Annotated in this window: 26 protein-coding genes; 16 read left to right on the top strand and 10 right to left on the bottom strand. The window is 62.4% G+C overall.

Annotated elements, in window-relative coordinates; all coding sequences use genetic code 11:
• Positions 1-12: 12 nt before the first annotated feature.
• Genes hemL through HMPREF3120_RS00295 form a run of 8 tightly spaced genes read left to right on the top strand, consistent with a single transcriptional unit; the run spans position 13 to position 7274 of the window.
• Entirely contained in the window at positions 13-1335 is a 1323-nt protein-coding gene (hemL, locus tag HMPREF3120_RS00330) for a glutamate-1-semialdehyde 2,1-aminomutase (RefSeq protein ID WP_070449644.1), read from the top strand.
• Entirely contained in the window at positions 1332-1961 is a 630-nt protein-coding gene (locus tag HMPREF3120_RS00325; RefSeq protein WP_246815384.1) for a histidine phosphatase family protein, read from the top strand. Before hemL ends, HMPREF3120_RS00325 begins: the two co-directional genes overlap by 4 nt.
• A gap of 9 nt (positions 1962-1970) precedes the next feature.
• Entirely contained in the window at positions 1971-2558 is a 588-nt protein-coding gene (locus HMPREF3120_RS00320; protein WP_070449641.1) for a TlpA disulfide reductase family protein, read from the top strand.
• A complete protein-coding gene (locus HMPREF3120_RS00315; RefSeq protein ID WP_070449639.1) occupies positions 2559-3332 on the top strand; it encodes a cytochrome c biogenesis CcdA family protein in 774 nt (257 codons plus the stop codon).
• Positions 3333-4994 (top strand): cytochrome c biogenesis protein ResB, encoded by a 1662-nt coding sequence (locus HMPREF3120_RS00310; RefSeq protein WP_070449636.1) that lies wholly within the window; start codon positions 3333-3335, stop codon positions 4992-4994. It begins immediately after the preceding gene.
• A gap of 26 nt (positions 4995-5020) precedes the next feature.
• A complete protein-coding gene (gene ccsB, locus HMPREF3120_RS00305) occupies positions 5021-6031 on the top strand; it encodes a c-type cytochrome biogenesis protein CcsB (RefSeq protein ID WP_070449634.1) in 1011 nt (336 codons plus the stop codon).
• Complete coding sequence (galE, locus tag HMPREF3120_RS00300; protein WP_070449633.1) at positions 6031-7029, top strand: UDP-glucose 4-epimerase GalE; 999 nt, start codon at positions 6031-6033, stop codon at positions 7027-7029. The genes ccsB and galE overlap by 1 nt, the downstream gene beginning before the upstream one ends.
• The gene (locus HMPREF3120_RS00295) at positions 7026-7274 is read left to right on the top strand and encodes a helix-turn-helix domain-containing protein (RefSeq protein WP_070421722.1); all 249 of its coding nucleotides are present in this window, start codon (positions 7026-7028) and stop codon (positions 7272-7274) included. The genes galE and HMPREF3120_RS00295 overlap by 4 nt, the downstream gene beginning before the upstream one ends.
• A 222-nt stretch (positions 7275-7496) precedes the next feature.
• Here HMPREF3120_RS00295 and HMPREF3120_RS00290 read toward each other — a convergent pair whose 3' ends face one another.
• Positions 7497-7763 (bottom strand): hypothetical protein, encoded by a 267-nt coding sequence (locus HMPREF3120_RS00290; RefSeq protein WP_070421775.1) that lies wholly within the window; start codon positions 7761-7763, stop codon positions 7497-7499.
• Between the two features lie 39 nt (positions 7764-7802).
• Here HMPREF3120_RS00290 and HMPREF3120_RS00285 point away from each other — a divergent pair, with 39 nt between their 5' ends.
• Positions 7803-8114: a DUF4229 domain-containing protein gene (locus HMPREF3120_RS00285; protein WP_070421723.1), complete on the top strand. Its 312-nt coding sequence runs from the start codon at positions 7803-7805 to the stop codon at positions 8112-8114.
• 60 nt (positions 8115-8174) lie between these two features.
• On the opposite strand, the gene HMPREF3120_RS00280 is transcribed toward HMPREF3120_RS00285, so the two are convergent.
• From HMPREF3120_RS00280 to HMPREF3120_RS00260, 5 genes are all read right to left on the bottom strand, one after another.
• Entirely contained in the window at positions 8175-8933 is a 759-nt protein-coding gene (locus HMPREF3120_RS00280) for an ATP-binding cassette domain-containing protein (RefSeq protein ID WP_070421724.1), read from the bottom strand.
• Positions 8934-9995 (bottom strand): ABC transporter permease, encoded by a 1062-nt coding sequence (locus HMPREF3120_RS00275; RefSeq protein WP_070449630.1) that lies wholly within the window; start codon positions 9993-9995, stop codon positions 8934-8936.
• The gene (locus HMPREF3120_RS00270; RefSeq protein WP_070449627.1) at positions 9992-10981 is read right to left on the bottom strand and encodes a substrate-binding domain-containing protein; all 990 of its coding nucleotides are present in this window, start codon (positions 10979-10981) and stop codon (positions 9992-9994) included. Before HMPREF3120_RS00270 ends, HMPREF3120_RS00275 begins: the two co-directional genes overlap by 4 nt.
• A gap of 73 nt (positions 10982-11054) precedes the next feature.
• A complete protein-coding gene (locus HMPREF3120_RS00265) occupies positions 11055-11957 on the bottom strand; it encodes an AEC family transporter (protein ID WP_070449622.1) in 903 nt (300 codons plus the stop codon).
• 9 nt (positions 11958-11966) lie between these two features.
• The gene (locus HMPREF3120_RS00260; protein WP_141739315.1) at positions 11967-12953 is read right to left on the bottom strand and encodes a 1,4-dihydroxy-2-naphthoate polyprenyltransferase; all 987 of its coding nucleotides are present in this window, start codon (positions 12951-12953) and stop codon (positions 11967-11969) included.
• A gap of 48 nt (positions 12954-13001) precedes the next feature.
• Between HMPREF3120_RS00260 and HMPREF3120_RS00255 the strand changes: the two genes are divergently transcribed.
• Genes HMPREF3120_RS00255 through HMPREF3120_RS00240 form a run of 4 tightly spaced genes read left to right on the top strand, consistent with a single transcriptional unit; the run spans position 13002 to position 16464 of the window.
• Positions 13002-13841, top strand: coding sequence for a glycosyltransferase (locus HMPREF3120_RS00255; protein ID WP_070449616.1), 840 nt, complete (start codon positions 13002-13004; stop codon positions 13839-13841).
• A gap of 37 nt (positions 13842-13878) precedes the next feature.
• Positions 13879-15255, top strand: coding sequence for a TrkH family potassium uptake protein (locus tag HMPREF3120_RS00250; RefSeq protein ID WP_070421730.1), 1377 nt, complete (start codon positions 13879-13881; stop codon positions 15253-15255).
• Positions 15248-15940: a potassium channel family protein gene (locus HMPREF3120_RS00245; protein WP_070449613.1), complete on the top strand. Its 693-nt coding sequence runs from the start codon at positions 15248-15250 to the stop codon at positions 15938-15940. The genes HMPREF3120_RS00250 and HMPREF3120_RS00245 overlap by 8 nt, the downstream gene beginning before the upstream one ends.
• Before the next feature lie 47 nt (positions 15941-15987).
• A complete protein-coding gene (locus HMPREF3120_RS00240) occupies positions 15988-16464 on the top strand; it encodes a carboxymuconolactone decarboxylase family protein (protein ID WP_070421776.1) in 477 nt (158 codons plus the stop codon).
• Positions 16465-16492: 28 nt separating this feature from the next.
• Here the strand turns inward: HMPREF3120_RS00240 and HMPREF3120_RS00235 are convergent, their stop codons facing one another.
• Positions 16493-16840, bottom strand: coding sequence for an ArsR/SmtB family transcription factor (locus HMPREF3120_RS00235; protein WP_070421732.1), 348 nt, complete (start codon positions 16838-16840; stop codon positions 16493-16495).
• 82 nt (positions 16841-16922) lie between these two features.
• Here HMPREF3120_RS00235 and arsB point away from each other — a divergent pair, with 82 nt between their 5' ends.
• A complete protein-coding gene (gene arsB, locus HMPREF3120_RS00230; RefSeq protein WP_070421733.1) occupies positions 16923-18002 on the top strand; it encodes an ACR3 family arsenite efflux transporter in 1080 nt (359 codons plus the stop codon).
• Positions 18003-18125: 123 nt separating this feature from the next.
• On the opposite strand, the gene HMPREF3120_RS12065 is transcribed toward arsB, so the two are convergent.
• Positions 18126-18284, bottom strand: coding sequence for a hypothetical protein (locus HMPREF3120_RS12065; RefSeq protein ID WP_168156391.1), 159 nt, complete (start codon positions 18282-18284; stop codon positions 18126-18128).
• Positions 18285-18349: 65 nt separating this feature from the next.
• Entirely contained in the window at positions 18350-19216 is an 867-nt protein-coding gene (locus HMPREF3120_RS11615; RefSeq protein WP_246815281.1) for an Abi family protein, read from the bottom strand.
• Positions 19217-19969: 753 nt separating this feature from the next.
• Here HMPREF3120_RS11615 and HMPREF3120_RS12310 point away from each other — a divergent pair.
• Complete coding sequence (locus HMPREF3120_RS12310; protein WP_246815278.1) at positions 19970-20902, top strand: DUF262 domain-containing protein; 933 nt, start codon at positions 19970-19972, stop codon at positions 20900-20902.
• Positions 20903-21018: 116 nt separating this feature from the next.
• Positions 21019-21786 (top strand): hypothetical protein, encoded by a 768-nt coding sequence (locus HMPREF3120_RS12305; RefSeq protein ID WP_246815279.1) that lies wholly within the window; start codon positions 21019-21021, stop codon positions 21784-21786.
• Between the two features lie 178 nt (positions 21787-21964).
• On the opposite strand, the gene HMPREF3120_RS12235 is transcribed toward HMPREF3120_RS12305, so the two are convergent.
• Positions 21965-22174 (bottom strand): hypothetical protein (locus HMPREF3120_RS12235; protein WP_210384480.1); only part of this gene is annotated, 210 nt, incomplete at its 5' end.

Here is a 22174-nt window from a genome sequence, read left to right as displayed (position 1 = left end):
CGATAGACAACCATGACTTCCCAGAACCCGACTTCAGGCAATACGCAGCGTTCGGCCGAATTGTTCGAGCGCGCGCAACGTTTCACACCGGGCGGGGTGAACTCGCCTGTGCGCGGGTTTGGCTCGGTTGGCGGCCAGACTCGCTTCATCCAGAGTGCGCATGGCTCGCAACTTATCGACGTCGACGGCAACAAGTACGTCGACCTCGTCTGCTCCTGGGGCCCGATGGTGCACGGCAACGCCCACCCGGAGATCATCGAGGCGGTAGAGAAGGCCCTGGTTAACGGCCTGAGCTTCGGTGCGCCGACGGAGGCTGAGGTGGAGATCGCCGAGCACATCGTCTCCCGCACGTCCGTGGACGAGGTGCGCATGGTCAACTCCGGCACCGAGGCCACCATGTCTGCTGTGCGCCTCGCCCGCGGCTTCACCGGCCGTCCGAAGATTCTGAAGTTCGAGGGCTGCTACCACGGCCACGTCGACGCGCTGTTGGCGTCTGCGGGCTCCGGCATTGCAACGTTCTCCCTGCCGGATTCGCCGGGTGTAACCGGTGCGCAGGCTGCGGACACCATCGTCGTGCCGTACAACGACATCGAGGCCGTCGAGCGCGCCTTCCGTGAGAACGAAGGCCAGATCGCTGCGATCATCGCCGAGGCCGCTGCCGGCAACATGGGTACCGTCGCGCCGCAGAACGACTTCAACGCGAAGCTCAAGGAGGTCGCACACCTCAACGGTGCACTGCTCATTATCGACGAAGTGATGACCGGGTTCCGCACGTCCTACTCCGGTTGGTACGGCGTGGATAACGTCGCCGGCGACCTGACCACCTTTGGCAAGGTCATCTCCGGCGGCCTGCCGGCAGCCGCGTTCGGTGGTCGCCGCGACATTATGGAGAAGCTCGCGCCGAACGGCCCCGTCTACCAGGCAGGCACCCTGTCCGGTAACCCGGTTGCCATGGCGTCCGGCCTGGCATCGCTGCGTCTGGCCAACGAGAACATTTACCCGACGCTGAACCGCAACGCGGATACGCTCGCGCAGCTGCTTAACGACGCCCTCACCCGTGAAGGCGTCGCCCACCACATCCAGCGCGCCGCGACCATGCTGTCCGTGCGTTTTGCTGAGGGCGAGGGCCACAACTTCGCCGACATGCAGGCAGCGGACACGTTCCGTTACGCACCGTTCTTCCACGCCCTGCTGGACGCTGGCGTGTACGCACCACCGAGCGCGTTCGAGACCTGGTTCGTCTCCACCGCGCTGACCGACGAGGACTTCGGCCGCATCGAGGACGCCCTCGGTGCCGCGGCGAAGGCAGCCGCCCAGGCGGTGGCGCCGGAGTGAGCGACGCGTTGAACCCGGGCGGGCAGTCCCGGACGATTGTGCACCTGGTACGCCACGGGGAGGTCTACAACCCGAAGAAGATCCTCTACGGGCGGATGCCGGGCTACCACTTGTCGTCGCGAGGCAAGTCCATGGCGCTGGTCACCTCGAAGTTCTTTGAAGGCCGCGACGTGACGTACCTGGCGGCGAGCCCGCTCGAGCGCGCGCAAGAAACGGCGCAACCGATCGCGGAGGTGACCGGCTGCGAGATCCAGACCCGCGAGGATATCCTCGAGGCCGGCAACACCTTCGAGGGCCTACGTACCAAGGGCTGGCGCACCCAGTTGGCCAATCCGATCCGCTGGCGCCACATGACCAACCCGTTCAAGCCGAGCTGGGGCGAGTCGTACGACGCCATCCTGGAGCGCATGTGGGAGGCCGTGATCGACGCCCGCGACATCGCCGAAGGCCACGAGGCCGTCATGGTCAGCCACCAGCTGCCCATTGTCATGGTGCAGCGCCAGGTGCAGGGTAAGACGCTGGCGCACATGAGCCGCCAGTGCGACCTGGCCAGCGTGACGTCACTTGTGTTTGAAGGTGGCCGTGTTGTTGACTGGGCCTACAACACCCCAGCCCAGGAGATCTAGGTAAACACCATGACGAAGAAGCGGAAGCTTATCGCCACTGCGTGCTGCGCGGCGGCGCTGGCGCTTTCGGCCTGCTCGAGCTCGTCGGCGGACCAGGGCGGAACCTTCTCGTTCCACTCCCCAGGTGGCCAGACGGAGATCACCTACGACGAGGCGGAGCGCAAGCCCCTTGCCGGTTTTGAGGGCGAGTCCCTCATGGAGCCAGACCAGACGATCGCACTGTCGGATTTTGAGAACCAGATCGTGGTGCTCAACGCCTGGGGCCAGTGGTGCGCGCCGTGCCGTGCGGAGGTGGATGACCTCGAGGAGATCCAGCAGCACCTGCAGGCCAACGGGCAGGGCACCGTGCTGGGCATCAACGTGCGCGACTCCAATGCGGAGATTGCCCGGGACTTCGTCAAAGACAACGGCGTGACCTACCCGTCCATCTACGACCCGCCGTTTAAGACCGCCGCCTCGCTCGGTGGCGTGCCGTCCTCGGTGATCCCGACCACGATCGTGCTGGACAAGCAACACCGTCCGGCCGCGGTGTTCCTACGCGGGGTGACTGCGGATGGCATCATCGAGGTTGTTGACCGTTTGGCTGAGGAGGCCTAGGTGGGCCTTGCCGACATCGTCACCGACGGCCCGCTGCTGTTCGGCCTGCTTGCTGCCGCGCTGGCCGGGTTGGTGTCGTTCGCATCCCCGTGCGTGATCCCGCTGGTGCCGGGCTACATCTCGTATCTGACCGGCGTGGTCGGCGGCGAGATGACCATGGACGACAAAGGCCCGCGCGTGGCCCGCAAACACTGGGCGGTCGCCGGTGCGGCTACGTTGTTCGTCGCCGGGTTCACGGTTGTGTTCCTGCTGGCCACGGTCACGGTGTTCGGCGCGGCCAGCGCGATCGCGCTCAACGCCCAGACGCTCACCCGCATCGGCGGGGTGGTCACCATCCTCATGGGCCTGGTGTTCATGGGTGCGGTGCCGGCGCTGCAAAACGACACCCGCATGCAGCCCAAAAAGTGGACCACGATCCTTGGCGCGCCGCTGCTCGGCGGTGTGTTCGCGCTGGGGTGGACGCCGTGTTTGGGGCCGACGTTGGCGTCGATCATCTCGGTGTCGGTTGGCACCCAGGGGCTTACCGCAGCCCGCGGCGTGCTGCTTGTCGTCGCGTATTGCATCGGCCTAGGCCTGCCATTTCTGCTGGTGGCGTTGGGGTCGTCGAAAGCTGTGCGCTCCATCGACTTTCTAAGCAAGCATTCGCGCGCCATCCAGATCGCAGGCGGCATCGCCATGATCCTCGTCGGGCTTATGCTGCTCACCGGCGCATGGGACGCGTTCATCGGCTGGTCGCGCCAACTCGTCGACGGTTTCGGAAGGACGATCATCTAAATGAAGACGGCACAAACCTGGCTGCGCAAGGCGTGGCACTGGCTCACCAGCATGCGCACCGCACTCATGCTGCTGTTCATCCTCGCGCTCGCGTCCGTGCCGGGTGCTCTGCTGCCGCAGCGCCAAGTCAGCGCAACGCTTGTCGACGACTACCTGCGCGCCAACCCCACCATGGGGCCCATCTACGACCGCCTGCAGCTCTTCGACGTCTTCAACTCCACCTGGTTTGTTGCCATCGTGCTGTTGCTGGTCATCTCCCTGATCGGCTGCATCATCCCGCGCTCCATGGACCACTGGCGGGCCTACAACGCCAAGCCGACCCGCGCTCCGCGCTACCTGTCCCGCATGCCAATGCATACGGAGGGTGTGGTTGAGGGGGACGAGGGGGTCGTCGCAAAGCAAGTGCGCGACAAGCTCAAGCGCTGGCACGTCGCCGAATACCAACCCGACGAGGACCGCGCGGGCGTGTTCTCCATCTCGGCGGAACGCGGCTACACGCGTGAGTTGATGAACCTGATCTTCCACATCGGCATCGTCGGCATGATCGTCGCCTTCGCCGCAGGCCGCATGGTGTTTTACGAGGGCCAGGCCATCGTGATCACCAACTCCGAGCACGAAAACGCCATCCCCGTCGAACAGCCCCGCGTGTTCTGCAACACCTCGCCCGCCAACTTCGACGTGTTCCGCGCCGGGCCATTTTTCGACGGCACCGGCCTGACCCCCTTCTGCTTCGAATCACAAGACTTCAAGGCGAAATACCTCAACAACGGCCAAGCCAACGAGTTCTCCTCGGACGTGACCTACACCGACGACCTCAACGCGCCGCAGGACGAATGGGATCGCGCCACTCTGACCGTCAACGGCCCGCTGCGCATCAACGGCGACCGCATCTACCTGCAAGGCCACGGCTTCGCCCCGCAGATCACCATCACCTGGCCGAACGGGGAGACCCGTACCCAGATGGTGCAGTTCCGCCCCACGGACGTGACCACGTTCCTGTCGTCTGGCGTGATGCGTTTCGATCCACCGGCCGGCATGTACCCGGATTTGGGGGAGCGCCGCAAGAACCAGATCGCCATCGAGGGCAACTTCGCGCCCACCGCCAACTGGACCGGCCCGAACGGCGACCAGTTGCAGTCCGCCTTCCCCACGATGGATGACCCGGCGATTTCCGTCGACGTCTACGTCGGCGACGCTGGCCTGGACACCGGCCGTCCGCAGAACATCTTCACGCTCGACCAGGCGCTCGTCGCCGAAGGCCTGCTGCAGAAAGTCACCCGCGTCCAGCTGACCCCGGGCTCCGAAGCCACCGTGGACACCGACGGCGGCGAGGTGAAGGTGCGTTTCGACGGCGCCGCCGAATACGCCAACTACCAAATCTCGCGCGACACCACCCAGATCTGGGCGCTGATCGCCTCCACCGTCATGCTGCTTGCACTCGCCGGCTCGCTAGCGATTAAACGCCGCCGCATCTGGATCCGCCTGCGCCCATCCGACACTCCTGGCCACACCGCCGTGGAAATCGCCGGCCTCGCCCGCACGGACCGCGCGGGGTGGGGACGCGAGTTCGACGAGCTCGCCGCAGAGCTTCTTAGCGACGAATCACACCTCGACCGTCGCGAAGACGAAGAAGAATTTGACCCCTATGACCTTGGAAAATAGGTGCCCGGTGGAGTAGGTTAAGACCTATGCTTGTCAACACCACCATGGCGGAGCTGTCCGACCTGACATTCCGCACCGCATTCATCATCTACATCGTGGCGCTGATCATGTCCTTCATCTACTACGGACGCGTCACGGCAGTCATCGACGTCCGCCGCGAGGCTTTGGCAGAGAAGGCCGAGAAGGCTGAGAAGAAGGTGTTGGTTGGTGCTGGCGGGCCGGATGTCGTCGATACGCAATCGCCGCTCGATGACTCGGAGTACACCGCCAAAGTGGCCAGCGCCCGCAAGTGGGCCGGCATGACCCAGGCACTGGTCTGGGTGGGCGTGGCGCTGCACGTGGTGGCGTTTATCACCCGTGGCCTCGGCGCGAAGCGTTTCCCGTTGGGCAACCTGTACGAGTACATCCTGTTTATGACCGCCGTGATCATGGTCGTTGCCGCCGTGGTGGTGCAGCGCAAGGGCTGGCACACCATCTGGCCGTGGCTGCTGTTCCCGATGGTCATCGCGATGTTCCTCAACTCCACGGTGTTCCACATGCAGGCCGCCCCGGTGGTGCCGGCCCTGCAGTCCTACTGGCTGCCGGTCCACGTGTCCTCCGCGGCGATCGGCGCATCCATCGGCCTGGTCTCCGGCGCGTTCGCGCTTTTGTACCTGCTGCGCATGTGGCAGCCGCGCGGCGAAGAGCACGGCTTCTTCGGCGCAATCGCACGCCCGCTGCCGTCCGCGAAGACGCTCGACCAGATCGCCTACAAGACCGCTGTGGTCACCCTGCCGCTGTTCGGCATCGGCATCGTCTTCGGAGCCATCTGGGCCGAGGTCGCCTGGGGCCGTTTCTGGGGTTGGGACGCGAAGGAAACCGTCTCCATGATCACCTGGATCCTCTACGCCGCCTACCTCCACGCCCGCGCCACCGCCGGCTGGAAGTCCACCGCTGCGGCGTGGATTAATGTGTTCGCCATGGCGATGACAATCTTCAACATGACTTACGTCAACACCGTGATCGCGGGCCTGCACTCCTACGCAGGGCTGAACTAGTGAAGGTGCTGATCACCGGCGGTGCCGGTTACATCGGCTCCACCATTGCGTCCTGCTGCGATGACGCCGGCATCACGCCGGTGATTCTGGACGATTTCTCCACCGGCCTGCGCACCTTCGGCGAACGCTTCGCCTGCTACGAAGGTGACGTCGCTGATGTTGCTTTGCTGGAGCGGGTGTTCACGGACCATCCCGACATCTTCGCGGTGGTCCACTGCGCCGCCAAGATCGTCGTCCCCGAGTCCGTCGAGCGGCCCTTGGAGTACTACGACAACAACGTGGCCAAAGCCATCACGCTGCTGTCCGTCATGGAGCGCTTCGGCGTGCGACGCTTCATCCTGTCGTCCACCGCGTCCATGTACGAGCCGGGCCCCGACTACATGGTGGATGAATCCAGCCCCGTCGACCCGCAAAGCCCCTACGCCGCGTCGAAGTGGTTGTTGGAGCGTGTGCTTCGCGACGACACCGCCACCGGCCACCTCAACGCCATCGCCCTGCGCTACTTCAACCCCATCGGCGCCGACCCGGCCCTGCGTACCGGCCTGCAGAACCCGGCCCCGTCCCATGCGTTGGGCAAGATGATCTCCGCCTACGACGCCGGCGAGACCTTCACCGTCACCGGCGTTGATTGGCCGACCCGCGACGGCTCCGGCCTGCGCGACTACATCCACGTTTGGGACCTCGCCCGCGCCCACGTCGCCTGCCTGCAGCGTTTCGACGACATCTCCAACGGCTACGACGTCATCAACCTCGGCACCGGCCAGGGCACCACCGTCTTCGAACTCGCCGAGGCCTTCGGTGAGGCCACCGGCACCCCACTGTCCGTGGCCACCGGCCCGGCCCGCCCCGGCGACGTAGTCGGCTGCGCCACTCGCACCGACAAAGCCCACGACGTGTTGGGCTGGACCCCGGAACGCTCCATCGCCGACGGGGTGCGCGACTCCCTGGCCTGGTCTGAGAAACTCCCCGCCGTTCTGGAACAAGAGGCCAACCGATGACCAAGCCTCGCAACAAGCAGGGCAAACCGGCCAGCGACGACCCGGTGCTCATCGCCCTCGGCGAGCAAATCGCCTCCCGGCGCCGCGCTTCGGGGCGTTTGCAGCAGGACGTCGCCGACGCCGCCGGCGTGTCCCGCTCCACCCTGCACACCATCGAGCACGGCGGCGCCGGCGTTCGGTGGGAGAAGGTCATCTCGGTGGCCCACACCCTGGGCCTGAAGGTTGTCCTGGCGGAGTCGGACTGACACTTTCCGCCGGAATCTGTCAGCGCACCGCATTGCGCCTGGTCAGAAATCGGACCTGACAGATTTCGCAAAATCTGTCAGGGAGGGACAAATAGTTCCACGCCCGCGCCGGAACCCGGGAACTATTTGCGCGATCTCAAAAACCGACCTGGGGGAAGTGAAATATTTCTCCTCCCAAACCCAAGAAAGTTCCCGGGCGGGGAACTATTTGCAAACCCGCCCCTAGTCCAGTTCACCGCGGCGCCGGCGGCGTTCCTCGTCCTCGCGGCGCTTGCGTTCGGCTTCTTCGCGGGCGCGGCGCTCCTTGAACCGGTTCTTCTCGATGTTCCAGAGGAACTCTTCGTCATCGTCAGGACCTTTAATGACCGGCTTTTGGGGTTCCTGGAGGCCGCGCTGGCTGCCGTAGCGCTGCGCGGAGCCGGGGCCGAACGCTTTCCACATGAGGATGACGGCCAGGATGATCAGTGCAAGGAGTAGCAATCTTCCCATGGTTTTAAACATACTTGCCCGCCGGTTAGGGTTAGCCATGTGAATGAGGAAACTTCTCCGCAGGTAGATCCGCAGGCTAAGTCGCGCGCGAATAGGGCGGTCGCGGTGTATGGCGTGTTGCGGTTGGTGTTGTTCATTGCGCTGACAGTTGTGATTCAGCTCTTTGCAGTGCTTATCGACGCCCCCGTGCCCGTCATCATGTCCGCCCTCCTTGCCCTTATCGTGGCGTTCCCGCTGTCCATGCTGGTGTTTAAGCGCCAGCGGTTGGAGGCGAACGCGGCGGTGGCGGAGCTGAAGCGTCAGCGCGATGCTCGCAAGGAGTGGATCCAGAGCGAGCTCGCGGACCGCTAGAGGCGCCGGCAGCGCAGCGCGGACAGTCGGCGCTAGCAGCCAGGGCGCCGATAGCCGTCGCTAGCGGCCGAGTTCGTGGCTGAGCGCCTCGAGTTCGCCGCCGCCGGCCATTTGGTGGGTGAGTTCGTCGAGGGTGACGTTCTCGCGGGGCTCATCGAGCTCCTGGCGGCCGAGTTTCAGGATGGTGAAGTGGTCACCGACCAGGTAGGCGTGGTGGGGGTTGTGGGTGACTAAGACGACGGCGATGCCGCGGTCGCGGGCGGCCGCCACGAAGCGCAGGACCACGCCGGATTGTTTGACGCCGAGGGCGGCGGTGGGCTCGTCGAGAATAAGCACGCGGGCGCCGAAGTAGACGGCACGTGCGATGGCGACGACCTGGCGTTGGCCGCCGGAGAGGTTGCCGGCATCGACGTCGACGTCGGGGATGTCGATGCCCATTTCGCGGAGTTGTTCGGCGCAGATCTGTTTCATTTCGGTGTCGCGGAGTGCGCCGAAGCGGCCGGTGAGTTCCTGGCCGAGGAAGAAGTTGCGCCACACGCTTAACTCGTCGACGATCGCGAGCGTTTGGTGCACGGTAGCGATGCCGGTGTCGATGGAGTCGCGGGGGGAGGTGAAGGTGGTGGGGGTGTCGTCGATAAGCAATTCGCCCGACGTGGGCTGATGGAGCCCAGCGAGGATCTTGATCAGCGTGGATTTGCCGGCGCCGTTGTCGCCGAGGACGCAAGTGACTTCGCCTTCACGGACGGTCAGGTTCACGCCGCGCAGAGCGTCGAAGCTGCCGTAGGACTTGGTGATGTTTTTCAGTTCGATGACAGCCACTTAGCGCCCCTTGGTGTATTTGGCGAAGGACGTGTTGGTGAACACGGCGACAAGCAGCGTTGCGCCGAGGAAGAATTTGAACCAGTCGGGGTTCCAGCCGGCGTAGACGATGCCCTGGTTGGTCAGGCCGAAGATCAGCGCGCCGATGGCGGTGCCCACTGCGGTGCCGCGGCCGCCGGTCATGGCGCAGCCACCGATGACGGCGGCGATGATGTAGAGGAATTCGTTGCCCACGCCCTGGCCGGCCTGGATGGAGTCGAAGGCGAACAAGGTGTGCATGCCGACGAACCAGGCGGCGAAGCCGACGCCCATGAACAGCAGGATCTTCACGCGGCGCACGGGCACACCGACGGCGCGGGCTGCGTCCTGGTCGCCGCCGACTGCGGTGATCCAGTTGCCGAACTTGGTGCGAAATAGCACGAACGATGCGATGGCGACGAACAGGATCCACCACAGGACGGTCACGTTGAGGGTGACATCGCCGATGTTGAAGGTGCCGGCGAAGACCTTGCGGGCGGACGGGAAGCCCTCCATGTCGGCGATGGTCGGTGTGGCCACCTGGCCGGTGATGAACTTGGTCAACGCGAGGTTGAGGCCCTGCAGCATGAGGAAGGCCGCCAGGGTGATCAGGAAACTCTCAATGCCGGTGCGGGTGACCAGGTAGCCGTTGAGCGCGCCGATGGCCAGGGAGATGCCCAAAGCCATGAAGGCGCCGACCCACGAGTTGAGGTGCAGGTTGTAGTTCAGCATCGTCGCGGCGAGCGCGGCCGTGGTCACGGCGACGCCTGAGGACAGGTCGAATTCCCCGCCGATCATGAGCAGTCCGACGGCGAGAGCCACGATGCCCAGTGTCGACGACGCGTACAACGTGGTCGCAAACGCTTCAAAGGAACGGAATGCGGGCGCGACTGACAGGAAGAACGCGAAGATGGCGATGAAGCCGAGCAGGGACGCGAACTCTGGCCGTCGGATCAGTTTGGAAAGGCCGGTGTGGGTGCGTAGTCGGTCGTCGCCGGAGGTCGATTCCTCGCGCGACTCGTCGGCTGTGACGGCAGTGCTCATCGCATACCTGCCTTCGCAGCCTCAGCGACCTTGTCCACGTTCGACTTATCGACGAACGACGGCCCGGTGTACACCGGGCGTCCTCCACCGAGTGTGCCGCCGTTGCGTTTCGCGACCCACAGTGAATCCACGGCAAGGTAACCCTGCAGGTACGGCTGCTGGTCGACGGCGAAGGCGACGCGGCCGTCGGCGATGGCGTCGACAAGCTCGGCGTTGGTGTCAAAGGTGGCAACCTGCGCCTCGGAGCCGGACTGCTTCACCGACTCGGTTGCGCGCATGGCCACCGGTGCTTGGAGGGCAAACACGGTGTCGAAGCTCTTGTCTTGCGACAGCTTTGAGGTGATCGTGGACTGCACGGCGGTGAGGTCTTGGCCGTTAACGTAGAGCAGCTCGACGTCGCCGCCGAGGCCGTTCCGGACGCCGTCGCAACGCGCTTCCTGCGAAGAGTTGCCCTGCTCGTGGATGATGCACAGGACCTTCTTCTTGCCTTCCTCCTTGAGGCGCTCGCCGGCGGCGTTGCCCGCCACGGTTTCGTCTTGGCCGAAGAAGCCGGTCATGCCGTAGTCCTGGTACTTGCTCATGCCGGCGTTGAGGCCCACCACGGGGATGCCGTGATCAACGGCGTTGCGGGCTGCTGGGCCGATGGCCTCGGCGTTCGGCATGGTCACGGCGATGCCGTCCACGCCGGCGTCCACGGCAGAGCGCACGAGGTTCGCCTGGTTGGGGGCTTGTGGGTCGGAGGAGTAGCGCAGCTCGATGTTGTCTTTCTTGGCTGCGTCCTCGGCGCCCTTGCGCACGAGGTCCCAGTAGGTGTCGCCCGGTGCGCCGTGGGTGACCATGGCGACGACGTAGCGCGGAGTGTCCACGCCGCCGGCGGTGCCTTCGGTGTTTTCTGCCCGCGGGGCGCCGCCTGTCGACGAGCACCCGGCGAGCATCGTCGCAGCCATCAGCGCTGCGGCAACGAGTGTTTTCCGTGCTTTGAGCATTACAAGAGTGTGATCCAAAGCACCCTATTTGTCAAGGTCATGGGCAGCGTCACAGGCAGCGCCGCGGGCCGACTCAGAAGACTCCCGCAATAAGCAACATTGCAGGTAGCGCCAGGAATGTGGTGAGGAAGACGGTGTCGCGGCAGATCACTTCGCCGGAGCGGTACGTGGCCGCGTAGTTATACACGTTCTGTGCGGTCGGCAGTGCGCACAGGATCAGGGCGGCGTACATGTCGCTGCCGGTCAGGCCCAGTTGCGTTGCGACGACCCACGCCACCGCCGGCATGCCGATGAGTTTGAGGACGGTGGCGGTGATCGTCGGTAAGCGGTGGCTCTGGAGGACCTTCTCGCCCGTGAGCGACGCGCCGAAACTCATGAGGATCAGCGGGATGGAGGCGCCGCCGAGGATTTCCAAGGGGGCCAGCACTGGTTCGGGCACGGTCCACGAGGACGCGGACACGGCAAAACCGGCGAAAGCCGCAACAACAACCGGGGCGGTCAGACCAGCAAGGACCGACTTGAGCACGCCCGACGCACCGCGGTCCAGACCTGCGATAACGATGGGGGAGAGCACCGCCATCTGCAGCACCAGCGCCGGGATGACGTACGTCGGATCGCCCAGCACATACGTGGCAATGGGCAGGCCGATGTTGACCGAGTTGTAGTAACTCGACGACGCCGCACCCGCCATCGTCTCCGCCGTGTCCTGCTTGAACCACACGGCGCTGATGATCCAGTAGATGATCATCGTGGCCACCGTGGCAATCGCGATGACCAAAATGACCGGGGAGAAAAACGCGTCCGTGTCCGAGACCGCCACTGAGGAGAAGATCAGCGCCGGGGTGGCCACGTAGAACGCGATGCGGTTGAGCTGTAGACGTTGCTCGCCCGGTCCAATGACGCCTTTGTGAGCAAGCCACCACCCCGCTGCGATGACAGTGAAGATGATGGCAAAACCGGTAAGGACGTCAAGCATGCCGTTACCTTAGAACGTCTCCTTCGGGACGTACTCACTCCACCCGAAATCGCTCTCGTTCGGCATGTCGGAGGTGTACGGCACGGGCTCGCCCGCGCCGCCGAAAATCGCTGAGCCCACCGACGCCATGGCCAGGGCTGTCACCACCGACCAGATCAGCATCGCCTTGCCGTTCATGCCCAGCACCGGGATCAAGTCCTTACCGGAGGCGCCGCTGCGCACCTTCATTATCGACGCCACCGCAAACGGCAGGGCAATGAACGCCGCCAACGCCGGTGTTGCGGCAGTCGCCAGCACGATCGACATCACGAACGGGACCAGGGTCAGGAAGGTGAAGAGGCGGCGCGAGTTGTCGTCGCCAAGCCGCACTGCAAGCGTGCGCTTCCCGGCCTCAGCATCGGTGGGGATGTCGCGGATGTTGTTGGCCAGGTTCACCGACGCGGAGATCGCACCCACCGCGATGGCGCACAGGAGTGCCTCCCACGACACGAACCCGGTCTGCGTAAACGCCGTACCAATCACGGCGACCAGTCCGAAGAAGATAAACACGGACACTTCACCTAAGCCGGAGTAGCCGTAGGGGCTTTTGCCGCCGGTGTAGAACCAGGCCGCGGCGATGCACAGCGCGCCAACCAGGATGAGCCACCACGCGCCCGAGGCGATGGAGAGGATGATGCCAAACACGGCAGCCACCGCGAATGATGCAAACGCGGCGAGCTTCACATGCTCCGGCTCCGCAAGCCCGGCCGCGGTGAGGCGCGTCGGGCCGGTGCGGTCCTCGTCCGTGCCGCGGATGCCGTCGGAGTAGTCGTTGGCAAAGTTCACGCCGATGATCAGCGCCCACGCCACGATGAACGCCAGGATTGCGTACTCCAGGTCAGCGAGCCCGTAAAGGGCTGCGGCGCCGGTGCCGGCGATGACGGGGGCGAAGGCGTTCGGCCAAGTGTGGGGGCGTGCGGCCTCCCACCAGTGGTGCAATGCGGCGGAATCAGTCATGCACTCCATCATGCACCCTTGCGTTGCGGTGGGCTAGGGTAGTTCGCCATGTGGATTGACTATGCCGTGCGCCAAGGGCTCGTGGCGACGAGCGCGTTCTGGCGGCTGCCAATCCTGAACCACGCCGCGCAACACGCCGATATTGCCTTCCCCACCAGCGGAGATACCGTCATCTCCCTGACCACACATGGTTCGAGGGTGAAGTCGGCAGCGTCCGCGATCGCCTCGCTTCTTGTGGGCACGAAGCGCCTGCCGGTGCATTTGTGGCTCGACCCGGCGGACTTTCATGCACCGTGGCCCGCTACCTTGCGCGGGCTCGTGGACCGCGGCCTGCACGTCCATAAGTCCCCCGGCGGCCTCGGACCCCACACGAAGTATTTCGGTACCTTCCAGGAACTACCCGGCCACAGCGTGATCACGGTTGACGACGATGTGCTCTACCCCCGCAACTTCGCCGAAACCCTCCTCGCAGCCGCCGATCCCGCCAACGTCACCGCATTCCGCGCCCATCGCATCACGCTTAGCGATGACACCATCGCCCCCTACAAAAAGTGGCGCCCCGTCCGCACCACCGAGCCATCTCACCTGAACTTCGCCACCGGCGTGGACGGCGTGCTGTACCCACCGAACATGGTGGAGTTCGTCGCCTCCCGCGGCACAGCGTTTCTCGACGTCTCCCCGCGCGCCGACGACGTCTGGCTCAACCACTGTGCGCTTCGCGCCGGATTCCCCGTCCGCCAGGTGGCGGACCGCCCCGCCTCGTTCCCGCTCGTGCCCGGCTCCCAACGCGTGCGCCTGTCCCGCGACAACCTCGCCGGCGGCAACGACACCCAAATCGCCGCAACCTACACCGAGAAGGACGTGAACCTGCTCCTCGCTGCTGTGTAGTGGGTGTACACGGCGGTGGAGGACTACGCTTTTACGCGTGAGCACACCATCCACCCCACGGTGGTTCCGTCCGGCGCAGCTGACTGCGCTGGGTTTTCTCGTACTGATCGCGTTCGGCACTGCGTTGTTGTGCATGCCGTTCGCCTCAGCCGACGGCACAGCAACGCCGTTCATGGATGCCTTGTTTACCGCCACGTCCGCCACATCGCTGACGGGCCTGGTCACGGTGGATACCGGCAGCCACTGGAGTATCGCGGGCCGCGTCATCGTTATCACGCTGATCCAGGTCGGCGGCCTGGGCATCATGAGTATTGCCTCGCTGACCGGCATGCTGCTGACTGGCCGAGTGAAGTTGCGGTCGCGCTACTCTACGGCTGCTGAAGGGCGTCCGATTTTGGAAGGCGGGGTGCGTGCCACGCTCGTCGCTACGCTATTGCTCACCTTCGCCTTCGAACTGTTTGTTGCAGTGATCCTGTTCTTCCGCTTCATGGTCGAATACGACATGCCGGTCCTCAGCGCGGCGGGCGAGGGGATCTTCCACGCAATTTCCGCGTTTAACAACGCCGGGTTTGGGCTGCGCTCGGACAGCCTGATCTCGTACAACTCGGACGGCTGGATCCTCCTGCCGCTGGCAGGCGCGCTGATGATCGGCGGGCTCGGCTACCCGGTGCTTTCCGAGTTGGTTGGCCGCAGCCGGGAGCGCTTCCGCGGCCTGCTGCGCGGCACACCAGTCAGCGCCCGGAGACTTTCAGTAACCACCCGCATTACCCTTGCTGGCACAACGTTTCTGGTGCTCTCCGCCATGGCGCTCATCGCCGTGCTGGAGTGGCGAGGATTCCTTGCAGACATGTCCACGGGCACGAAGCTCCTCAACGCGTTCTTCAGCGGCGTCACCCCGCGTACCGCCGGGTTCAATTCCATCGACTACGCCGACGCCCACCCGATCACGCTCATGGTCACCGACATCTACATGTTTATCGGCGGCGGCTCCGCAGGTACCGCGGGTGGCATCAAGATCACCACCGCGATCGTGCTGATTGCCGCCATGGCAGCTGAGTTTGGCGGGCGTGACCAGACCACCGTGGGCAAACGCACCGTCCCAAAGTCGGTGGTCCGCCAGGCCATGACGGTCGCCGCCGCAGGCGTTACTGCGGTCACCCTCGGCGTGGCCGCGCTCCGGGTGTTCGACCCCCAGTTCACCGCGGACCAAATCAGCTTCGAGGTCATGTCAGCCTTTGCCACGACAGGCCTATCCACGGGCATTACCTCGTCGCTAAGCGTGCCCTCCCAACTCGTGCTGTGTCTTTTGATGTACCTCGGGCGCATTGGCCCGTTCACTCTCGTGGCGGCGCTTGCCGCCCGTAACGTCGTGCGCAGGTACGACTACCCAGTAGAAAGGCCTTTCATTGGCTAACTTCCCCGGCTCCCTGTTGCGGAGCAAACAACGCATCGACATCCCACCGGTTGTGGTCATCGGCCTCGGCCGCTTCGGTGGCGCGCTTGCCCACGAACTGACCCGCCACGGCGTAGAGGTCCTCGGCATCGACGTTGATGAGCGACTCGTGCGCGATCATGCGCCATTGCTTACCGACGCCATCGTGGCCGACACCACCGACCTCGAAGCCCTGCGCCAACTCGGTGTCCAAGAAGTGGAACGTGCCGTCATCGGCATCGGCTCCGCGCTCGAGGCATCTATCCTCACCGCCTCGAACCTTGTCGATCTCGGCGTACCTGACATCTGGGCCAAAGCCGACTCCGAATCCCACGCCCGCATCCTGCAACGCCTCGGCGTCGCCCACGTCGTCCGCCCAGAGCACGACACCGGCCGCCGCGTCGCCCACCTGCTCGGCGGACGCTTCCAGGACTTCGCCGAACTTGCCGAGAATTACGGCGTGATCAAGATGGTCCCGCCACGCCCGCTACTCGACGGCCCCTGCGACGCCTCGCGTCTCTGGGACAAACACCGCGTGCAAGTGGTGTCAGTGCGCAACGGCTCAGGCCAGTGGCACCCATTCGCACCAGGCATGGAACTGACCGCTTCCGACCTGGTCGTGCTTGCCGGTGCGCCCGACGACCTGGAGCGGTTCTCACAGCTGTAGGTGGTCTGTTTCTGCTGCGGTGTAGGGGTGTCATGTACCGTCGTGGCATGTCGCACACACCCCGCAAGCCGATCCCCAAAGTTGCTTACGCTCCGATGCTAGGCCTGGAAACCTATGTGCGCGCACGGGTTGAAAAGGACGCGTCACACCTCGTCCAACTTCGTGCATCTGCGTTGAACCAATGTGTTTACTGCCTGGCAATGCACCGACGGGACGCAAGGAAAGATGGCTGGTCCAAGGAGCGCGTCTCGCAGGCGGAGAACTGGACCGACAATCGCGAGCAGTTCACCGAAAAAGAACGAGCCGTTCTCGAACTGACCGATGCAGTGACGAGAATCAACGGCGAGAGCTCCGTTCCGGATGAACTCTGGGAACGCGTCGAGGAGCAGCTCGGCGAAAAGGAAGCACGAAACGTATTGATGGCGATTGTCGCAATCAACGCGTGGAACCGCATCGCCATCACCACCCGGATGGATCCACGAAGCCTTTCACGAGTCGACGCGTTTGACCTCGGTAATGAATGACAAACATTGAAGCCCTGCGCCGTTAGTCTCAGTCCATCTGCAGCACGGTGCGAAGTTCCTGGAACAGCTCCGGGCGCAGCCGGTGTATGACCGTCCTGCCCTGGCGGCTCTTTTCTAGGAGGCCGGCCTCGGTAAGCATTTTGAGGTGGTGGGAAACTGTCGGTTGGCTTAGCCCGGAGCGTTGCGTGAGTTCGCCCACGCTCATCGGCTCGCAGCCCTCTTCGGCGATTCTGGAGAGAAGTTGTAGCCGTCCGGGGTCCGCTAAAACTTTGAATAGGGCTGAGTAGCGCGTCGCGTCGTCTTCGGAGAGCAAGCCGGAGCCCAGTGAGCAGCAGTCGAGGTCAGTGTTTTCTGTAGTGGCGACGTAATCCTTCATGCTTCCTACCTCGTCATATTGACGGTGATAAATATGAGGCTTAGTGTTCGTTTTGAATGCTGTCAATAGATAAGGATTCCAGATGGAAGACACAACCTCTCAGCCAGTAGAGCGTATGTCGTTTCTTGACCGCTTCCTACCAGTGTGGATCATGCTCGCCATGGCGGCGGGCCTCGCTCTTGGACGGGCAGTGCCGGGACTTTCGGGCGCACTTGAGAGTCTCGAAGTCGGAAGCATCTCGCTTCCGATCGCGCTCGGCCTGTTGGTGATGATGTACCCGCCCTTGGCCAAGGTGCGCTACGACAAGACCCGCGAGATTGCCACCGACAAACGGTTAATGACCGTCTCAATCATCTTGAACTGGATCGTCGGCCCCGCGTTCATGTTCGCACTCGCCTGGATCTTCCTGCCGGATGAGCCGGAGCTGCGCACCGGCCTCATCATCGTTGGTCTCGCTCGCTGCATCGCCATGGTGCTGGTGTGGTCGGACCTGTCATGCGCCGACCGTGAAGCCACCGCAGTGCTCGTGGCCATCAACTCGGTGTTCCAGGTTCTCATGTTCGGGGTACTCGGCTGGTTCTACCTGCAAATCCTGCCCAGCTGGCTGGGTTTGGAGACCACCTCGGTGGAGTTCTCCTTCTGGGCAATCGTGTCCTCCGTGCTGGTCTTTTTGGGCATACCGCTGTTGGCGGGGCTGCTGTCTCGCATCATCGGTGAGCGCACCAAGGGCCGCGACTGGTACGAAAACACCTTCCTGCCCCGGATCTCCCCACTCGCGCTGATTGGTCTGCTGTACACAATCGTCCTGCTCTTCTCGTTGCAAGGCGACCAGATCCTCTCCCAGCCGTGGACGGTGGCACGGGTGGCGATCCCGCTGTTGTGCTACTTCGTCGGCATGTTCGCTATCGCACTCGTGGTGTCCAAGGCATCCGGGATGGGCTACGCCCAGTCCGCGTCCGTGTCCTTTACCGCGGCGGGCAACAACTTCGAGTTGGCCATCGCCGTTGCGATCGGCACGTTCGGCGCCACGTCCGCCCAGGCGTTGGCGGGCACGATTGGACCGCTTATCGAGATCCCCATCCTCGTCGGCCTCGTCTACCTCATGCGCGGGATCGGCCCGAAACTGTTCCCGGGCGATCCCACCTTGCCCAAATTGTCCTAAGGAGACGTTGTGAAGCCCTCAGTCCTGTTCGTGTGCGTCGGCAACGGCGGCAAGTCCCAGATGGCGGCGGCATGTCGCACGGCACGCTAGAGCGCTCGCTTATCGACGAACTCCTGTAGCGGCTTAGCACGCCGAGGTCATCGGGATTCGCTGCTTATTGCGGAACCTCGTCGCCTGCATGCGTGCCGGCGACGTGCCGCGGTAGTGGGTGGTGGAGGGGGGGGAGGTTGCGTACTTCGGATTGCTGAACGGTTTTCGGGAGCGTTGCTTCTCGATCCTCACACCGCCGCATTCTGGCACGGCTTACACGGTTGTGCTTTGTGAGTTCTCGGGGCGAAGCCACAAGCTCAAGAATGTTTAGGACGTGCGATGCCGTTCCGGTATGAGGGTGAAGCAGCCGTGACCGCGAGGTAGTCACTGAGGAACCCCTTCCAAACACCAGCCCGGAAAAGGAAATTGTCCAAGGCGACAATGACTGATAGCACTGAATTGCTGTCGTACTCCCCGCCTACGATGCGTTCTGCCCGTCGACGCACTCCATCCGCAACTGCCGGTTGGTCGAGTACGAAGCAGTTCCACAGTCGCGCCGAGTGCGCGCATTTGTTTCGGACGAAAGTAAATGACCGCATTTGGCTGGCGAGAAACTGTTTCTTTGTTCCTAAAATCGAGCACGCTCTGCTGTACACGGCATTGCCGTCGTTGCGAAAGCATATCGCCTTCGACAAGGTGCCTAGCGAAAGTGCTTCAACCGCTGCCCATACTGGCACGTCATATATCCACTCCCGACTTCCACCGGATGCATCTCGTCGGTACTTGGCAAGGTACGGCTCCTTCGATCGTCTCAGCTCGCTAATGATTAGTTCGTTGGTTGGCTGAACCGACGGATTTTTGGGGACTCTGTAAGCATTGGTTTTCAAGTAATCCTCATACGGCGTATGAAGATCTCCTTCGCTGAGAGCGAATGCTGTTCGGGTCGCGATCTCTGCTGCTTGAATGCCACGTAACAGTAGGGATCGGACTTCGACATCCATGTTGTAGATCCCAACAATGTCGTCCCATTGGGCGTCTGGCCTGAAACGCTGATCGCCATTCGAGGGATCATTCTGAAAGTAACGGGCGTACCCGGAAAAACGGTAATAATTCTGTCGCTCTAGAAATCTTTCAGCCTCTCTTCTGGCCGGAATTTTAAGGCCCCGAGCAGACAACAGGTCCACTTGTTGATCGACTGGGAGAAAAGATTTCCGTCGATTTAGCGAAGTCAAGATAACAAAGCCCCCCTCTCATATGACGCTGATCTTACGGGAAGCTCGGAGGGGGTCTCGATTGATTTCAATATAACCAAAGTTGCGTGACTTAGGCAACGGAATGAGACAGGGGAGGGTAGCGATGCACGCGGAGACCAACTCACCGCGGTCCGAGACCGCTTCCTCGTTCGCGGATAACCAAGCGGACTACTGGCCAGGCTGCACGAAGAGATCGTCCACAGGTCAAGTCCCGTGTAGTGGTCCTTCGAATCGGCGGTGAAACCTCTTTCATGGCACCCCCATTCTTGTCTTGCCGTTTGGCGTAATAGTTCGCAAAGTAGCACGGCTTTACTGGGTTTAGCAGGGCTTCGTCTCGTTATCTCCACTGGTGAGGGGCGAATGAGTGATTCGCCCGTTATGGAAGAACGTTTTAGGTAGATTCCGGCGCTCCCGCATCGGGAGCGGTTAATGCAGTCAGCATGCCGAATCGCGTGCTCACCGTCGCTCGAGAAATTGCGGAACAAGAAGGCGCAACAACAAACGACGTGCTGCGATCCCTCGCTGAAAATGGACTGAATCAGCGGCACAGCAGCGGTGGCGAGGCACATCCCGCCACATGACTGCGGGTCTGACGGCATATTTGTTCGAAAAGTTCCATGACAGTGTCTTTGTGACCTCTATGCTCGGAGGTGTTTGACGCAGCAGTGAACTGAAAGGAACATCATGGGTTTCCAGACTCCCATGTACACGTTGGAGAAATATCTCGAGCGCACCACAACTGGCGTTATTCAGCTGCCGGACTTTCAGCGGCAGTACAAGTGGGATGAAGAGCGCGTTCGTCAGATTCTGGTCACCGTGCTCCGTGGGCACCCCATGGGCGTTGTTATGTTGCTGGAAACCGGTAACGACCAGGTTCGTTTCAAGCCTCGCCCGGTTGAGGGGACTGACGTGAAGGAAAGAGAACCCGGGTACCTGCTTCTGGATGGGCAGCAGCGCCTCACCTCCCTGACCCAGGCACTTACTGGCGACGGCGTCGTGCACACGAAGGATGCCCGAGGGAAGCTCCTCGATAGAAGGTTCTTCATCAATATTGCAGATGCTCTCGCTGACCCCGACAGGGTTGAAGATGCAGTGATTGCGGTCCCGGCGGACGGGATCATGAAGAAGAACTTCGACCGCGACGTAGTGCTGGACCTGAGCACCACAGAAAAGCAGTACGAGAACGGCTACTTCCCGTTGAACTTGCTCTACTCAAGCGAGGGCACTCGGTGGCTGATGAAGCACCCGGACAACGATGTCGCGCTCGAGTTCCTCGATACCTATGTGCAGCGGGCTTCTCAATACCAGATCCCTGCAATTGAGCTTGACAAAGAAACCGATAAGGCGGCCGTGGCCACCGTCTTTGAGAAGGTGAACATCGGTGGGCTTCCACTTAATGTGTTCGAGCTTTTGACTGCTGTATTCGCAGGTGATGGTTCCTATTACGCCGAGACCGGTGAGGACTTCAGACTTAACGACGACTGGCTGGAGACCAAGAAGCTCTGGGAGGACTATCCGGTCCTTAGGAAGGTGGAGAACACCGACTTTCTCCAGGCGGTCACCATGCTCTCGAGCTTGAAAAGCAGCAGTCCGCACCGCCAGAAAAGCGAAAGATAGCGGTAACCGCGAAGCGTGAAGACGTTCTTCGTCTCACCCTCGAGGACTACCTTGAATGGCGCGATCTGTTGCGTGATGCCTTCTTGTGGACCGCGCAATTCCTCGCAGACTTACACGTGTTCACCGCACGAGACATCCCATACCAGAAGCAACTGGTTCCGCTCGCTGCGATCAAGGTGGTGCTGGGACAGGATGCTGACCTTCATTCGGTGCGTGCCCAGCTTGTCCGCTGGTACTGGTCTGGCGTGTTTGGTGAGTTGTACGGCAGTGCCATCGAAACCCGTTTCGCGCGTGACCTGGAAATGGTCCCTGCTTGGTGCAAGGACGAAACCAGCCCTGCACCGCGTACCGTCACCGATGCGAACTTTGTTGAATCTCGTCTTCACTCGATGCGCACCCGTAACTCTGCAGCGTACAAGGGTGTGATGGCGCTGCTGATGGCCAATAATTCCAAGGATTGGATGGAAGACAAGATGTTCGGTGCCGTCCAATACAAGGACATGAGCGTCGATATTCACCACATCTTCCCGCAGGCTTGGTGCAACAAGAACAATATTGACGACGAACACCGCGAGTCCATCGTGAACAAGACGATGCTCAGTGCCCGTACCAACCGCGTTATTGGTGGCGTTGCGCCGTCGAGCTACGTCGACAAGATCGAGCGGACCGCGAAGATCTCGGAAGCAGAACTCGACGAACTGCTTCGACCACACCTCGTTGACCCACAAGCGTTGCGTTCGGACGATTTCGACACGTTCTTTGCAACTCGCCGCGAAGCACTGTGCCAGTTGGTTGAGAGCGCGATCGGCAAACCAGTCCAGCGTGACATCTCTGCTGGTCAAAGCGAAGAAGACTCCTCGCACTTCGACCAGGAAGAGATGTAGCGTGCAACTTCCCGAGGGACGAACGATCGACGTTCGAGATCTTTCATCTCTGGCTCCCGCGTTCAAGAAGGGCGAGTGGAAGTGCGGTGTGTACCGTCTGCACTTTGAAAATGGCGAGGCGTATCCGGGGCAGTCGAGGAATGTGGTGACTCGGTTCGCGGGTCATCGTAGGCGTTGGCTAGACATTGTTGCCGTAGATTTCTTCCCTCTTCCGGTAGACCAGCTCAACGAAGCCGAGCAGTTCCTCATTACGGAAACCGAAGCCGAGTATTCGGTGAGGAACATCATGCTGACGAATCGGCCACGGGGTAACGACACCGCTGAAATTGTTACCCGAGAGGGAACAACCATCGCGCTGGGGTGTCATGATTCCGGTGGACGGTGAAAC

Origin of the sequence: Corynebacterium sp. HMSC11D10, assembly GCF_001806995.1 — a bacterium.
Lineage (GTDB): Bacteria > Actinomycetota > Actinomycetes > Mycobacteriales > Mycobacteriaceae > Corynebacterium > Corynebacterium coyleae.
The sequence above is the reverse complement of the archived record's forward strand: the minus strand, read 5'-3'. Positions and strand labels throughout refer to the sequence as shown.